Below are 14072 nucleotides of genomic sequence, written 5' to 3'. Positions count from 1 at the left end.
CGGCACCGCCGAACGCGCCGAACTGGCCACGCTGGCGCCGCTCAAACCGCAGGCGGCAGGCCGCTGGCGCGGGCTGGTGCTGCCGGTGGCGGCGATCGCGCTGTGGTGGCTGGCCGCGCGCTTCGAGCTCGTGAACTCCGCGCTGCTGGTCTCGCCGGGCAAGGTGCTGGCCACGGCCTGGGAGCAGATCGAGACCGGGCGGCTGTGGCGCGCGCTGTCGGCCAGCCTGGCGCGCGAGGCCACAGGCTTTCTGATCGGCACTGCGGGCGGCCTGGTGCTGGGCGCGCTGCTGGGCCTGTCACCGCTGTTCAACCGTGTCGTCGGACCGAGCTTCAACACCTTCAAGCAGATCTCGCTGTTCGCCTGGATCCCGCTGATCTCGGTCTGGTTCGGGCTGGGCGACGTGGCCAAGGTGGTGTTCCTGTCGCTGGCCGCGCTGGTGCCGGTGGTGGTCAACACCTGTGACGGCATCCGCACCACGCCGCAGCCGTTGTTGGAGGTGGCGCGCGTCTACGGCTTCACGCGCTGGCAGACCGTAACCCAAGTGGTGTTGCCGGCCGCCCTGCCGGCCATCTTCACGGGCGTGTACCTGGCGCTGATCTATTCCTGGCTGGCCACCATCGGCGCCGAATACCTGCTGGTGGCCGGCCGTGGCATCGGCAACACGCTGGTCGAGGGCAGCGAGCATTTCCGCATGGACCTGGTGCTGTTCGGCATGGTGGTCATCGGTGCGGTGGGCTGGTGCATGAACGCCAGTGCGCGGGCACTGGAACGGCGGCTCGGCCGCTGGTTGGGGAGAACACATTGAGCGAGACCGTCATTTCCACGAACGAACTGCACATCCGCGGCCTGGGCAAGCGCTACGCCAGCACGCAGGCCGAGGGCGGCGAACTGCAGGTGCTGCAGGACATCGACCTGCACGTGCCGGCCGGCCGCTTCGTCAGCATCGTGGGCGCCAGCGGCTGCGGCAAGTCCACGCTGCTGCGCCTGGTGCTGGGCCTGGACGACCAGTACGAGGGCCGCATCGAACTTGACGGCCAGGCCATCGCTGGCACCGGCCCGGAGCGCGGCATCGTGTTCCAGGACCACCGGCTGTTCCCCTGGCTCAACGTGGAGCAGAACATCGCGGTGGGCCTGCGCAACGCGGCGCTGACGCCGGCCGAGAAGCGCGAACGCGTGGCCGAGCATGTGGCGCTGGTGGGGTTGCAGGGCTTCGAGCACTCGTGGCCGCATCAGATCTCCGGCGGCATGGCCCAGCGGGTGGCCATCGCGCGCGGCCTCGTGAACCGGCCGCGCGTGCTGTTGCTCGACGAACCCTTCGGCGCACTCGATGCGCTGACGCGCGCGCGGCTGCAGAACGAGTTGCAGCGCATCTGGCAGGCCGAGCGCATCACCATGCTGCTGGTCACGCACGATGTGGAGGAGGCGGTGTTCCTGGCCGACCAGGTGGTGGTGATGCAGCCGCACCCGGGGCGCATCCGGCGCATCGTGGATGTGGACCTGCCGCACCCGCGCCACCGCAGCGATCCGCGCTTCATCGCGCTGCGCGACGACGTGCTCTCGGACTTCCTGGAGCCCGGTGCGCTGCCCATGGAGGCACCGCCGGTGCCGGTCGGTCCCGGAGGCTGGCGGCTGGCCTGGTAGCAGGGCTCAGACGGCGAGCGGCCGCCCGGCGGCCAGCCAGGCGTCCACGCCGCCCAGCAGCGGCAGCACGCGCGTGAAGCCCTGGCGCTGCAGCCGCTGGGCCACCTGCACGGCCGAGACCTCGTTCGGGCAGGCGCAATAGACCACCAGCAGGGTGTCGCGCGCCAGTGCGTCGAGCTCGCCCGGCAGCTTCTTGCCCTGCATCTGCAATGCACCGGGGATGCGGCCATGCGGCAGGCTGCCGGGCACCCGCACGTCGAGCAGCACGGCGGGCTCGCCGCTGTCCATGCGCGCGGCCAGGGTCTCCACGCTGATGCGTTCGCTGGCCAGCTGGCGCTGGAACTGGCGCCGCTGCCACCATTTGGAGGCGACGAAGGCCAGCACGGCGGCCAGCAGCAGCGCCAGGCCCCAGCGGCCCAGTTCGCTCAGCGTGGCCAGCGCGTCCTCGATGGCCGACGCAAACAGCCAGCCCAGCGCCAGGCCCAGGCCGATCCACAGCGCGCTGCCGATGGCGTCGAAGAAGACGAAGGTGGCGCGCCGGATGTGCAGTGCGCCCGACAGCGCCGTGGACACCGAGGCGAAGCCCGGCACGAACTTGGCGACCATCAGCGAGGCCGGGCCGAAACGCAGGAAGATCGATTCGGTCTGGCGCACGCAGCTGTCCGGCGTCAGCGAGACCTTGCACATGAAGCGCAGCACGCGCCGGCCCAGGCGCTCGCCGGCCCAGTACCAAAGGTTGTCGGCGATCAGCGTGGCCGCCATGGCGGCGGCGAACAGCGGCGCCAGCGCGAGTTCGCCGCGTGCGGCCAGCGTGCCGCCCAGCATCAGCACGGGAAAGGCAGGAATCGGCGCGCCCAGCTGCTCGATGAGCACCATGGCGAACACGAAGGCGATGCCGTACTGGGAAAGGGTCTGGAGCAGGAAGTCCACGGGAAATCGGCAAGCGAAAGGCGCAAGTGTGCCCTGGTGGCGGGCTGCACGCAGCGCCCGGAACGCCAAGGCCCTTGTGTGTCCGCAGGCCGGTGCCGCGTTGACCGGCACCGCCATGGCCAGCGCGCTGCTGCCCGCCTGCGGCTGCCTTCAGCGGCGTGCTTTGCGTTTGGCCGCTGGCTTGGCCGTGCCGCCCGTCCAGAAATCGAGCACGCTGCGGGTTGCGTCGGCCTGCGTGGCAGCCGCCTGCCGCTTGGCCGCCGCAGTCGCCTGGCCACGTGCACTGCCCATCGCCTTGTTCGCGGCGCTGAGCCACATGCTCATCATGGGGTTCTTCTTCGTCCAGGGGTTGCGCATGGGGGTGCTTTCGTTGGAGGGCAAGACCCTGTCCAGCATCTGCGCAAAGCATCCGCATGGCGCCGGGCCGCAACGCCGTGTGGGCGTGGTTCTTCGCTTACGTGGGGCGGTGCGCTGCTGCGCGCCGCCCGCCATGGCCGCGGCGGCGCGGCCCTTTCCAGTCCCTTTGTGGCCCGTTTTGTATAGTTTTGTACCCGCCGCTGCGGCGCCTACATGCGGTCAGAGAACCCCTCGGAGAGAACGCAGCGCAGCAGAACAATCGCGCCGTCATTTTCGACACACCCTCTGAAGGACAGGCACCATGACCACCACCCAAGACAAGCTTCTCTACACCGGCCGAACCCACACCACGGGCGGGCGCGGCGGCGCCGCGCGCAGCGACGACGGCCGGCTGGACGTCACGCTCACGCGCTTCGGCACCGTGGGTCCGGGCACCAACCCCGAGCAGCTGTTCGCGGCCGGCTGGTCGGCCTGCTTCATGGGCGCCATGGCCCGCGCGGCCCAGGTGCAGGGCGTGCGGCTGCCGGCTGATCTGGCCGTCGATGCCGAGGTCGACCTGGTGGAGGGCAGCGACGGCTTCAAGCTGGCGGCACGGCTCCGGGTCCACGTGCCCGGCGTGCCGCACGACACCGCGCTGGCCATCGTCGAGGCCGCACACCAGCTGTGCCCGTACTCCAAGGCCACGCGCGGCAACATCCAGGTCGCGCTGTCGGTCGCCTGACGCTCTCCCATGCGCGCCCTCCTGCGACGGCTCTGGCCCACCACGCTGCTGGCGCGCGCCATGCTGCTGGTGGTGCTGGGCATGGCACTGGCCCAGCTGCTGACCTATGCCGCGATCCGGCATGAGCGCGGGCAGACGCTGATGAACCTGATGCTCAGCGGCGTGGAGCGCGACATCGCGAGTTCCGTGGCCATCCTGGACCGGCTGCCCGCGCAAGAGCGGCCCGCCTGGTTCCAGCGGCTGGAGCGGCCCAACTACAGCTTTGCGCTGGAAGGTGCTGTCGACACACCGCCGCCCACGGCGCCCGCGCTGGCCCGCTTCGCCGAGGTGGTGGCCAAGGCCTTGCAGCCGTTCCCGGTGCTCGCGGTGGGCCAGATCGGCCAGAGCGAAGCCGTGCGCATGCAGGTGCGGCTGGGCGACGGCTCCGCGCTCTACGTGCTGGCGCGCCGCGTGCCGATGCCGGTGGCGGACTGGGTGACCTGGCTGCTGTTGGCACAGCTGCTGGTGCTCGCGGCCTGCGCCTGGGCCGGCATGCGGTTGGTCACGCGGCCGCTGGCGCGGCTCGCGCAGGCGGCCGACCGGCTCGGCCCCGACCTGCGGCCGTCCCCCGTGGCGGAAGGCGGGCCGGCCGAAGTGGCGCAGGCCGCGCGCGCCTTCAATGCGATGCAGCGGCGCATCGCCGGCACGGTGCAGGAGCGCATGCAGATCCTGGCCGCCATCTCGCACGACCTGCAGACGCCCATCACGCGCATGCGCCTGCGCGTGGACCTCGCGGACGACCTGCCCGATGCCGACCGGTTCCGCGACGACCTGGAGGCCATGCGCACGCTGGTGCACGAGGGCGTGAGCTACGCCAAGACGCTGCAGGGCTCCGACGAGCCGCTGCGCCGCCTCGACCTGGACGCGCTGCTGCGCAGCCTCGTCAACGACTATGCCGACACCGGCCGCCCCGTGACGCTCGCGGGCGAAGCCGGCATCGCCATCGCCACGCGGCCGCAGGCACTGCGTCGCATCCTGACCAACCTCGTCGACAACGCGCTCAAGTACGGCGAGCGCGCCGAGGTGGGCGTGCGGCTGCAGGCCGGCGCCGTGCTGGTCGAAGTCTGCGACGCCGGGCCCGGCATCCCCGAAGACCAGCTGGCCGCCGTGCTGCAACCCTTCTACCGCCTGGAGGGCTCGCGCAACCGCGAGACCGGCGGCACCGGCCTGGGCCTGGCCATCGCGCACCAGCTGGCGCTGTCGCTGGGCGGCGCACTGGCCCTGCACAACCGCCCCGAAGGCGGCCTGTGCGCCAGCCTGCGCCTGCCGACTTCCACGACCGAGAACACGCGATGAACCCCACCACACCTGCCGCCGACCATCTGCTGCTGGTCGACGACGACCGCGAGATCCGCGACCTGGTCAGCGCCTACCTGCACAAGAACGGCCTGCGCGTGACCACCGTGCCCACGGGCCGGCACATGCGCCAGGCGCTGGAGACGGCCGGGCCCTTCGACCTCGTCATCCTGGACCTGATGCTGCCCGGCGAGGACGGGCTGACGCTGTGCCGCGACCTGCGCGCCGGCAAGCACAAGGCGCTGCCCATCATCATGCTCACCGCGCGCGGCGACGAGGCCGACCGCGTGCTGGGCCTGGAGATGGGCGCCGACGACTACCTGGCCAAGCCCTTTGCCGCGCGCGAGCTGCTGGCCCGCGTGAAATCGGTGCTGCGGCGCACGCGCATGCTGCCGCCCAACCTGCGCAGCACCGACGAGGCGCGCATCCTGGCCTTCGGCGACTGGCGGCTGGACACGGTGGAGCGCGTGCTGCTGGACCGCGAGGGCACGGTGGTGTCCTTGAGCGGCGCGGAGTACCGGCTGCTGCGCGTGCTGGTGGACCATGCGCAGAAGGTGCTCACGCGCGACCAGATCCTCTCGATCACCCAGGGCCGGGAGGCCGAGCTGTTCGAGCGCTCCATCGACCTCATGGTCAGCCGTTTGCGCAAGTGCCTGGGCGACGACGCGCGCGAGCCGCGCTACATCAAGACCGTGCGCAGCGAAGGCTACGTCTTCGCCGTGCAGGTCCAGGCGCAGGACGTTTGAAGCCATGCGCAGGCTGCTGTTCTCCTTGTTCTTCCTGTTCGGCGGGCTGGCCTCGGAAATGAGCCCGTCCGCGGGCCGCCCCTGCGCCGTGCCGTCGGCCAACGCTGCGCCGCCGCCGCGGCGGCGTGGCGGCTGAGCGCAGCCTCTCTTCTTCGCGTGCCGCCACCTCCGGGTGGCGGTCTCGTTTCGGGGATCGCCGCCGAGCGTCGCGCTTTGTATGGCTGTGTATCCGGCCCGCTTTCGGCGACATGGCCATGCATTTCCAGGGTGTCCATGACACATGCCACATACACCGCGGCGGTGTACTGGAGGCCAGCCGGCGCACACCGCGCCGGCAGCGTTCAACCCTTACCGAAAGGCCTTGCCATGCACACCGCAGACACCCTCTCCCGCCGCCGCCAGTTCCTCGGCGGCGCCGCCCTCGCGCTTGCCGCCGTGCCCTTCGCTGGCCTGCTGGCCACGCCGGCCCGGGCCGCCGCCGCGGACGGTGCCACCGGCTTCGCGCTGCTGAAGACCGTCGATGCCGGCGACCTGCGCGTGGCCTATGCCGAGGCCGGCCCGGCCGACGGCCCGGTGGCCATCCTGCTGCACGGCTGGCCCTACGACATCCATGCCTTCGTCGACGTGGCGCCGCGCCTGGCGGCAGCGGGCTACCGCGTGATCGTGCCGTCCCTGCGCGGCTACGGCGGCACCCGCTTCCTGACCGACGCCACGCCGCGCAACGGCCAGCAGGGCGCCGTGGCCCAGGACATCCTTGCGCTGATGGACGCGCTGGGCATCCGCCAGGCCGTGCTGGGCGCCTTCGACTGGGGTGCCCGCACGGCCTGCATCCTGGCCGCCATCTGGCCCGAGCGCGTGACCGGCCTGGTGTCGGTCAGCGGCTACCTGATCGGCAACCCGCAGGCCAACGCCAAACCGCTGCCGCCGGCGGCCGAGTTCGCGTGGTGGTACCAGTCGTACTTCGCGACCGACCGCGGTCGCGACGGCTATGCCGCCAACCGGGCCGCCTTCAACCGCTTCATCTGGCAGCAGGCCTCGCCACAGTGGCGCTTCGACGAGGCCACCTACCAGCGCAGCGCGCAGGCCTTCGACAACCCCGACCACGTGGCCATCGTGGTCCACAACTACCGCTGGCGCATCGGCCTGGTGGCGGGCGAGTCGCGCTTCGACGCGCTGGAGCAACGGCTGGCCACCGCCCCGGTCATCGCCGTGCCCACGATCACGATGGAAGGCGATGCCAACGGCGCGCCGCACCCCGATCCGGCCGTCTACGCGAAGAAGTTCAGCGGCCGCTACCAGCACCGCCAGCTGGACGGCGGCATCGGCCACAACCTGCCGCAGGAAGCACCGGCCGCGTTCGCGCAGGCGGTGATCGACGTCACGCGGCTCTGAGCCGCCTCACCCCTTCGGAGTTGCCATGACCCTCGCCATTGCCGCCTTCTTTGCCGGCATGCTGACCGTGCTGAGCCCCTGCATCCTGCCGGTGCTGCCCTTCGTCTTCGCGCGCCACGACCGGCCCTTCACGCGGGGCAACCTGCCGCTGCTCGCCGGCATGGTTGCCAGCTTCGCGGCCGTGGCCTCGCTCGGGGCCGTGGCGGGTGCCTGGGCCGTGCAGCTGAACCAGGTCGGCCGCTGGGCCGCGCTGGCGGCGCTGGCTCTGTTCGCGGCCTCGCTGCTGTCGCCGCGCCTGGCCGCGTGGTGGAGCGCGCCGCTGGTGCGCGCCGGTGAGCGCCTGGCACACGGGCAGGACCGCAGCAGCTGGCGCAGCGCCGCGCTGCTGGGCGCGGCCACGGGGCTGGTCTGGACACCGTGCGCCGGCCCGGTGCTGGGCGTGGTGCTCTCCACGGCCGCGCTGGCCGGTCCCGGCATCTACACCTCGCTGCTGCTGCTGTCGTACGGCGCCGGTGCGGCCCTGGCGCTGTGGGTGGCGCTGCGGGTCGGCGCCAGGCCGTTGGCCGTCTTGAAGGCCAGGCTGTTGCCCGGGGTGGCCGGCCGCCGCATCGCCGGCGCCGTCATGCTGGCCGGCGTGGTGGCGGTGGGCACCGGCATCGACACGGGCCTGCTGGCCCGGTTCGGCGGCCTGGGCGGTACCGGGGGTCAGGGGCTCGAAGCCGGCCTGCTGCAGCGCGTGCTGCCCGCTGCCCACGCGGACGCACCGCAGCCCAGCCGGCTGCCGGTCGAATCCACGCGGGCCAGCCTGGAAGGCGGCACGCAGTGGCTCAACGCTGCGCCGCAGTCCATCCCCGCACTGCGCGGCAAGGTCGTGCTGGTCAATTTCTGGACCTACTCCTGCGTCAACTGCCTGCGCACGCTGCCCTATGTGAAGGCCTGGGCGCAGAAGTACGCCGACCGCGGCCTCGTGGTGGTGGGCGTGCACACGCCCGAGTTCGCGTTCGAGAAGGACGCCGGCAACGTCCGGCGGGCCTTGCAGGATCTCAAGATCGGCTACCCGGTGGTGCAGGACAACGACTTCCGCATCTGGCGCGGCTTCGACAACCAGTACTGGCCGGCCCTGTACTTCGTCGATGCGCAGGGCCGCGTGCGGCACCACCAGTTCGGCGAGGGCGGCTATGCGGCGTCCGAACGCGTGATCGAGGAACTGCTGCGCGAGGCCGGTGCGCCCGGCGTCGGCGCGGCCCCGCCGGACGTGGTGCCGGACACCCGCGGCCCGGGCCTGGTCGCCGACGCCGGCACCCTGCGCAGCCCCGAGACCTACCTGGGCTACGAGAAGGGGAGCAGCCCGCGCATCGCCGGCAGGGTCGTGGCCGACAGGCCGGTGCACTACACGCCCGCCGGGCTGGGCCCCAACACCTGGTCGCTGGCCGGCACCTGGACGCTCAAGCCCGAGTTCGTGGAAGGGGCCGAGGCCGGTGGCGGCCTGGCCGTGCGCTTCCAGGCCCGCGACGCCAACCTGGTGCTCGGTGCGGGCGCCAGCGGCCGGGTGCGCTTTCGCGTGACGCTGGACGGCCAGCCGCCCGGCGCGGACCACGGCACGGACGTGGATGCCGATGGCAACGGCGTGGTGGACGCCACCCGCCTGTACCAGCTGGTGCGCCAGAGTGGCGCGGTGAAGGCGCGCACCGTGGAGATCCGCTTTCTCGACCCTGGCGCGCGCGGCTACGCCTTCACGTTCGGCTGAGACAGCGCATGCGCGCCCAGAGGTTTTTGCCGGCGCGCGTGCAGGTGTTCGGTGCGTACGGACCACAGCGCCCGGCCAAGGAAAGTGCCACCACACCAGCCGCAAGCACGTCGGCACGCCGCAGGGAATCGGGATCCAGGTCTCCGACCTCGCTGGCGAGGAGCCGGCTTACACGACAGGGGCGAGCCTGACCATCGACGGCGGCTTCACGTTGCGAGCCCTGCCGGTCGCGGCATCACCAGCCACCGTCGGCGTCAAGCCGGTGGGCCGCGAACGCGGCCAGCAGGAAGTCCGCCAGCGCGCGCGTCTTGGCCGGCAGGTGGCTGCGCGTGGGGAACACCGCATGGATGTCGGCCGCCGGCAGCTGCCACTGCGCCAGCACCGGCCGCAGCCGGCCCGAGCGCAGCAGCGGCGCCACCTCCCACAGTGAACGCATCAGGATGCCGTGGCCGTCCAGCGCCCAGCCGACCACGCTTTCGCCGTCGTTGGCCGCCAGCGGGCCGCGCACCTTGACCTTCTCCGATCGCCCGCCGCACTGCAGCTGCCAGGTGCCGAAGGCCTCGTCGTGCTCGCGGATGAACAGGCAGGCATGGCGCGCCAGCTCGCGCGGGTGCGCGGGTGTGCCGGCCGCGTCCAGGTAGGCCGCCGCGGCGCACAGCACGCGCCGGTTGTGCGCGAGCAAGCGCGCGGTGAGGTTGGAGTCGGGCATGTCGCCGAGCCGGATCTGCAGGTCCAGGCACTGGCCGACCAGGTCCACCGGCCGGTCGCTCAGCTGCAGCTGCAGCTCGACGGCCGGGAACTGGCGCGCGAAGGCCGAGAGCGCCGGCGCGATGTGCTTGCGGCCGAAGCCCAGCGTGGCCGCCACGCGCAGCAGGCCGGCCGGCTTCTCGCTGCTGCCCGAGACGGCCCGCTCCAGCGCCTCCAGATCGGCCAGCACGCGCGCGCCCTCGACGAGGTACATCTCGCCCTCGGGCGTGAGACCGATGCGCCGCGTGGTGCGCTGCAGCAGGCGGGCGCCGAGGCGGCGCTCGATCGCCGCCAGCCGCTTGCTGACGGCGGCCGGCGTGTTGCCGAGCTCCTGGGCGGCGCGTGAGAAGTTGCCGGCCTTGACGAGTTGCGCGAAGAAGGTGAGGTCGGTGATCGCGGTCATTGATGAGTTTCAAGTCATGAATCTTGTTCCGGATAAGCGCATTGTTGTCCGGATGCTCAGCATTACGATGCCAACGCCGCTTCCAACGACCATCCCATGACCCCCCGCACCCTCTACCGCAAGCTCGTCGACAGCCACACCGTGGCCGCGCTCGACGACGAGAACATCCTGCTGTTCTGCGACCTGCACCTCATGAACGAGTACACCAGCCCGCAGGCCTTCACGGGCCTGGCAGAGCAGGGCCGCGGCGTGCCCATGCCGGGCCAGAACGTGGCCGTGGTGAGCCACATCATTCCCACGCACCCGGGCAAGGTCCGCGTGATCGCCGATGCGGCCTCGGCGCTGCAGGCCAGCAACCTGCACCGCAACTGCACGCGCTTCGGCATCCCGCTGTTCGACACCAACGACGCGCTGCAGGGCATCGAGCATGTGGTTGCGCCAGAACACGGCATGGTGCGCCCCGGCATGGTCATCATCTGCGGCGACAGCCACACCACGACGTATGGCGCGCTCGGCGCCTTGGGCTTCGGCATCGGCACGACCGAGGTCGAGCATGTGCTGGCCACGCAGACCCTGGCCTACCGCGTGGCGCGCAGCATGCACATCCGCATCGACGGCGAACTGCCCGCGGGCAGCACGGCCAAGGACCTGGTGCTGGCGGTGATCGGCCGCATCGGCGCGCAGGGCGCGCGCGGCTGCGTGGTCGAGTACAGCGGCAGCGCCGTGGCCGCGCTGTCGATCGAAGCCCGCTTCACGCTGTGCAACATGACCGTGGAGGCCGGCGCGCGTGGCGCGCTGGTCGCGCCGGACCAGAAGGCCGTCGACTACGTGCTGGCGCGCGCGCCGGACCTGGCCGAGCACCGCGCGGCGGCGCGCGCGGCCTGGCAGGACCTGCGCACCGACGCGGGCGCCGCCTTCGACGTGGAACACCGCTTCGACGCCAGCGGCATCGCGCCGCAGGTGAGCTGGGGCACCAGCCCCGACCAGGTGGCGGCCGTCGACGGCCATGTGCCGCAGCTGGCGGACCTGCCGGCAGGCCTCGCGCGCAGCAGCGCCGAGCGCGCCATGGCCTACGCCCGGCTTGCGGCCGGCGCGGCCATCGCCGGCACGCCGATCCAGCACGTGTTCATCGGCTCGTGCACCAACGGCCGCATCGAGGACCTGCGCGCGGCGGCCGGCGTGGCGCGCGGCCGCCGGGTGGCCGCCGGCGTGCGGGCCATGGTCGTGCCGGGCTCGGGCGCCGTGAAGGCGGCGGCCGAGGCCGAGGGCCTGGACCGCGTGTTCCTGGCGGCCGGCTTCGAGTGGCGCAATCCGGGCTGTTCCATGTGCCTGGCCATGAACGACGACGTGCTGGCCGAGGGCGTGCGCTGCGCGTCCACGACCAACCGCAATTTCGAAGGGCGCCAGGGCCGCGGCGCCATCACCCACCTCATGGGGCCGGCCATGGCCGCGGCGGCGGCCGTGACCGGGTGCATCACCGATGTCCGCCGACTGGAGCGCTTGCCATGACCGACGACCTTCGCATCCAGGGCCGCGCTGCCGCGCTGCGTCTGGAGAACCTGGACACCGACCAGATCATGCCCAAGCAGTTCCTGCGCGGCATCGACAAGTCCGGCCTGCGCGACGGGCTGCTGTACGACCTGCGCTTCGACGCCCAGGGCCGGCCCCGGCCGGACTGCGTGCTGAACCGGGCCGACTACGCGGGCGTGTCGGTGCTCGTCGGCGGCTCCAATTTCGGCTGCGGCTCCAGCCGCGAGCACGCCGTCTGGGGGCTGCAGCAGTTCGGCATCCAGGCCATCGTGGCGCCCAGCTTCGCCGAGATCTTCCATGCCAACGCCATGAACAACCGGCTGCTGCTGGTGGCGCTGCCGCAGGCGCAGGTCGCGCAACTCATGGACGATGCGGACGACCCCGCCGCCAATGCAGTGGACATCGACGTGGCCGCCCAGACCCTGGCCAGCCGCCGCGTGCAGGCGCGCTTCGCATTGCTGCCGCGGCACCGGCGCATGTTCCTCCAAGGCCTGGACAGCATCGGCCTGTCGCTGACCTACCGCGCCCAGACCGAAGCCTTCGCGCAGCGGCACTGGGCCGCGCAGCCCTGGCTGCGTGATGTCGCGGCGCGCACGCGCCGGCGGCTGGACGGCGCGGTGGCTACGATGGCCGACTCCCAAGGCACCACAGCACCATGAACGACACCCCCCTGTTCCCGGGCTTTCGCCCCCACTTGGCCGATGTCGGCGAGGGCATCCGCATCCACGCCGAAGTGGGCGGCGAAGGCCCGCCCTTGCTGCTGCTGCACGGCCATCCGCAGACGCACGCCATCTGGCACAAGGTGGCGCCGGCGCTGGCCGAACGCTTCACGCTGGTGCTGGCCGACCTGCGCGGCTACGGCGGCTCGTCCAAGCCGGCCGGCGATGCCGACCATGCGAACTACAGCAAGCGCACGATGGCGCGCGACATGCTGCGCCTCATGCAGTCGCTGGGCCATGCGCGCTTCGACGTGCTGGCACATGACCGCGGCGCCCGCGTGGCGCACCGGCTTGCGCTGGACCATGCCGATGCGGTGCGCCGCCTCGTGCTGCTGGACATCGCGCCCACGCTGGCCATGTACGAGCAGACGACGGAGGCCTTCGCGCGTGCCTACTGGCACTGGTTCTTCCTGATCCAGCCTGCGCCTTTGCCCGAGCGCCTGATCGAGGCCGACCCGGGCGCCTATTTGCGCGATGTGATGGGCCGGCGCAGCGCCGGCCTGGCGCCGTTCGACCCGCGCGCGCTGGCCGCCTACGAGGCCGGCCTGCGGCAGGGCGGTGCCGCCCATGGCCTGTGCGAGGACTACCGCGCCTCGGCCGGCATCGACCTGGAGCACGACCGTGCCGACCGCGCTGCCGGCCGCAAGCTCGGCATGCCGCTGCTCGTGCTGTGGGGCGAAGAAGGCGTGGTGCACCGTTGCTTCGAGCCGCTGGCCGAATGGCAGCGCGCGGCCGGCGACGTGCGCGGCCGCCCGCTGCCTTGCGGCCACTACATCGCCGAAGAGGCGCCGCAGGCGCTGCTGGACGCGGTGCTGCCGTTCCTGCAAGCCTGAACGGCTACAGCTGCAGGCAGATCCCCACCAGCCCCAGCAGCACCAGCGCCAGCCCCCAGCGCTCGCCGGCGCGCAGCTTCTCGCGGAAGATGCGGCGCGACACCAGCAGGCTGAAGAACACCTCGACCAGGCCCAGCGTGCGCACGTCGGCAGCGGGCTGGATCGCCATGGCCGTGAACCAGCCGGTGGAGGCCAGCGCACCCATGGCGCCGGCCAGGATGGACACGCGCCAGACGCGTGCCGTGGTGGCCAGGGCCGCCGGGTCGCGCGCGGCGAGCCAACTGCCCAGCAGCAGGCTTTGCAGCAGCTGGGCCCACAGCACGCCCCAGCCGCCCAGCAGCCACGGCGCCACGTCGGTCATCGACAGTGCCGCACCGCGAAAACCCACCGCCGACAGCGCGAAACAGGCGCCCGAGGCCACGCCGTAGAGCACCGCCTGGCTGCCGCCGGCGCCCGAGGCCGCCGCGCGTGCCGGCAGCGACAGCAGCACCACGCCCAGCGTGGCCAGCAGCATGGCCAGCGCGGCCAGCCAGGTCGGCACCTCGTGCAGGAACAGCGTGGAGAACAGCGCGACCTGCAGCACCTCGGTCTTGGAGAACGCCACGCCGACGATGAAGTTGCGCTGCTGCATGGCCTTGAGCAGGCAGGCCGTGGCCAGCAGCTGGGCCACGGCGCCCATCGCCACCCAGCCGAAGTAGCCGGTGTGGAAGCTGGGCACCGGCCGGCCCGACAGCTGCTGCGCCACCGCCACGAACGCCAGCGCGAACGGCAGCCCGTACAGGAAGCGTGCGAGCGTGGCGGCCAGCGTGCCGGCCTGGCCCACCAGGCTGCGCTGGGCAGCGTTGCGGACGGTCTGCGCCAGGGCGGCGGCCAGCGTGATCGGAATCCAGGCCCAGGCGGGCAGAGCGGGAATGTCCATGGTGGGGCGGCGAGCGTAGCGCAGAACGCCGTGCGCCATCCCTCGTGCC

Annotated in this window: 15 protein-coding genes; 11 read left to right on the top strand and 4 right to left on the bottom strand. The window is 72.0% G+C overall.

Annotated elements, in window-relative coordinates:
• The first annotated feature begins 22 nt into the window (after positions 1-22).
• Positions 23-808, top strand: a complete 786-nt coding sequence (locus DES41_RS10365; protein WP_170168145.1) for an ABC transporter permease — start codon at positions 23-25, stop codon at positions 806-808.
• A complete protein-coding gene (locus DES41_RS10360; RefSeq protein ID WP_211332943.1) occupies positions 805-1644 on the top strand; it encodes an ABC transporter ATP-binding protein in 840 nt (279 codons plus the stop codon). The genes DES41_RS10365 and DES41_RS10360 overlap by 4 nt, the downstream gene beginning before the upstream one ends.
• Before the next feature lie 6 nt (positions 1645-1650).
• On the opposite strand, the gene DES41_RS10355 is transcribed toward DES41_RS10360, so the two are convergent.
• Positions 1651-2574 (bottom strand): DedA family protein/thiosulfate sulfurtransferase GlpE, encoded by a 924-nt coding sequence (locus DES41_RS10355; RefSeq protein ID WP_245965646.1) that lies wholly within the window; start codon positions 2572-2574, stop codon positions 1651-1653.
• A gap of 150 nt (positions 2575-2724) precedes the next feature.
• Complete coding sequence (locus tag DES41_RS10350) at positions 2725-2955, bottom strand: hypothetical protein (protein WP_342769648.1); 231 nt, start codon at positions 2953-2955, stop codon at positions 2725-2727.
• 277 nt (positions 2956-3232) lie between these two features.
• On the opposite strand from DES41_RS10350, the gene DES41_RS10345 reads away from it, so the two are divergent.
• The 6 genes from DES41_RS10345 to DES41_RS10325 all read left to right on the top strand — a co-directional run bounded on the left by DES41_RS10345 (position 3233) and on the right by DES41_RS10325 (position 8872).
• Positions 3233-3652 (top strand): organic hydroperoxide resistance protein, encoded by a 420-nt coding sequence (locus DES41_RS10345; protein ID WP_114467529.1) that lies wholly within the window; start codon positions 3233-3235, stop codon positions 3650-3652.
• A 9-nt stretch (positions 3653-3661) separates the two neighbouring features.
• On the top strand, positions 3662-4987 hold the full coding sequence (locus DES41_RS10340) for an ATP-binding protein (protein WP_114467528.1): 1326 nt from the start codon (positions 3662-3664) through the stop codon (positions 4985-4987).
• The gene (locus DES41_RS10335; RefSeq protein WP_114467527.1) at positions 4984-5733 is read left to right on the top strand and encodes a response regulator; all 750 of its coding nucleotides are present in this window, start codon (positions 4984-4986) and stop codon (positions 5731-5733) included. The genes DES41_RS10340 and DES41_RS10335 overlap by 4 nt, the downstream gene beginning before the upstream one ends.
• 4 nt (positions 5734-5737) lie before the next feature.
• Positions 5738-5869 carry a hypothetical protein gene (locus DES41_RS39545; RefSeq protein WP_281277183.1) on the top strand — a complete coding sequence of 44 codons (132 nt, stop codon included), beginning with the start codon at positions 5738-5740 and terminating at the stop codon, positions 5867-5869.
• Positions 5870-6099: 230 nt separating this feature from the next.
• Entirely contained in the window at positions 6100-7125 is a 1026-nt protein-coding gene (locus DES41_RS10330; RefSeq protein WP_114467526.1) for an alpha/beta fold hydrolase, read from the top strand.
• A gap of 25 nt (positions 7126-7150) precedes the next feature.
• Positions 7151-8872, top strand: a complete 1722-nt coding sequence (locus tag DES41_RS10325; protein WP_114467525.1) for a cytochrome c biogenesis protein DipZ — start codon at positions 7151-7153, stop codon at positions 8870-8872.
• 235 nt (positions 8873-9107) lie between these two features.
• Here DES41_RS10325 and DES41_RS10320 read toward each other — a convergent pair whose 3' ends face one another.
• The gene (locus DES41_RS10320) at positions 9108-10022 is read right to left on the bottom strand and encodes a LysR family transcriptional regulator (protein WP_114467524.1); all 915 of its coding nucleotides are present in this window, start codon (positions 10020-10022) and stop codon (positions 9108-9110) included.
• A gap of 96 nt (positions 10023-10118) precedes the next feature.
• On the opposite strand from DES41_RS10320, the gene leuC reads away from it, so the two are divergent.
• From leuC to DES41_RS10305, 3 genes are read left to right on the top strand one after another with little or no spacing between them, the layout of a single operon-like run.
• Positions 10119-11531, top strand: a complete 1413-nt coding sequence (gene leuC, locus DES41_RS10315; protein ID WP_114467523.1) for a 3-isopropylmalate dehydratase large subunit — start codon at positions 10119-10121, stop codon at positions 11529-11531.
• Positions 11528-12211, top strand: coding sequence for a 3-isopropylmalate dehydratase small subunit (gene leuD / locus DES41_RS10310; RefSeq protein WP_114467522.1), 684 nt, complete (start codon positions 11528-11530; stop codon positions 12209-12211). Before leuC ends, leuD begins: the two co-directional genes overlap by 4 nt.
• Positions 12208-13104, top strand: a complete 897-nt coding sequence (locus tag DES41_RS10305) for an alpha/beta fold hydrolase (RefSeq protein ID WP_114467521.1) — start codon at positions 12208-12210, stop codon at positions 13102-13104. The genes leuD and DES41_RS10305 overlap by 4 nt, the downstream gene beginning before the upstream one ends.
• A gap of 4 nt (positions 13105-13108) precedes the next feature.
• On the opposite strand, the gene DES41_RS10300 is transcribed toward DES41_RS10305, so the two are convergent.
• On the bottom strand, positions 13109-14023 hold the full coding sequence (locus DES41_RS10300; RefSeq protein ID WP_114467829.1) for an EamA family transporter: 915 nt from the start codon (positions 14021-14023) through the stop codon (positions 13109-13111).
• Between the last annotated feature and the right edge of the window lie 49 nt (positions 14024-14072).

Origin of the sequence: Pseudorhodoferax soli, assembly GCF_003337555.1 — a bacterium.
GTDB classification, from domain to species: domain Bacteria; phylum Pseudomonadota; class Gammaproteobacteria; order Burkholderiales; family Burkholderiaceae_C; genus Pseudorhodoferax; species Pseudorhodoferax soli.
Note: the sequence above shows the minus strand (reverse complement) of the source record. Positions and strands in the feature narration are given on the sequence as shown.

Bases quoted from the DNA above. Each gene is read 5' to 3' on its own strand.
- DES41_RS10345 (WP_114467529.1), top strand. From the start codon at position 3,233: ATGACCACCACCCAAGACAAGCTTCTCTACACCGGCCGAACCCACACC.
- DES41_RS10340 (WP_114467528.1), top strand. From the start codon at position 3,662: ATGCGCGCCCTCCTGCGACGGCTCTGGCCCACCACGCTGCTGGCGCGC.
- DES41_RS10335 (WP_114467527.1), top strand. From the start codon at position 4,984: ATGAACCCCACCACACCTGCCGCCGACCATCTGCTGCTGGTCGACGAC.
- DES41_RS39545 (WP_281277183.1), top strand. From the start codon at position 5,738: ATGCGCAGGCTGCTGTTCTCCTTGTTCTTCCTGTTCGGCGGGCTGGCC.
- DES41_RS10330 (WP_114467526.1), top strand. From the start codon at position 6,100: ATGCACACCGCAGACACCCTCTCCCGCCGCCGCCAGTTCCTCGGCGGC.
- DES41_RS10325 (WP_114467525.1), top strand. From the start codon at position 7,151: ATGACCCTCGCCATTGCCGCCTTCTTTGCCGGCATGCTGACCGTGCTG.
- DES41_RS10320 (WP_114467524.1), bottom strand. From the start codon at position 10,022: ATGACCGCGATCACCGACCTCACCTTCTTCGCGCAACTCGTCAAGGCC.
- leuC (WP_114467523.1), top strand. From the start codon at position 10,119: ATGACCCCCCGCACCCTCTACCGCAAGCTCGTCGACAGCCACACCGTG.
- leuD (WP_114467522.1), top strand. From the start codon at position 11,528: ATGACCGACGACCTTCGCATCCAGGGCCGCGCTGCCGCGCTGCGTCTG.
- DES41_RS10305 (WP_114467521.1), top strand. From the start codon at position 12,208: ATGAACGACACCCCCCTGTTCCCGGGCTTTCGCCCCCACTTGGCCGAT.
- DES41_RS10300 (WP_114467829.1), bottom strand. From the start codon at position 14,023: ATGGACATTCCCGCTCTGCCCGCCTGGGCCTGGATTCCGATCACGCTG.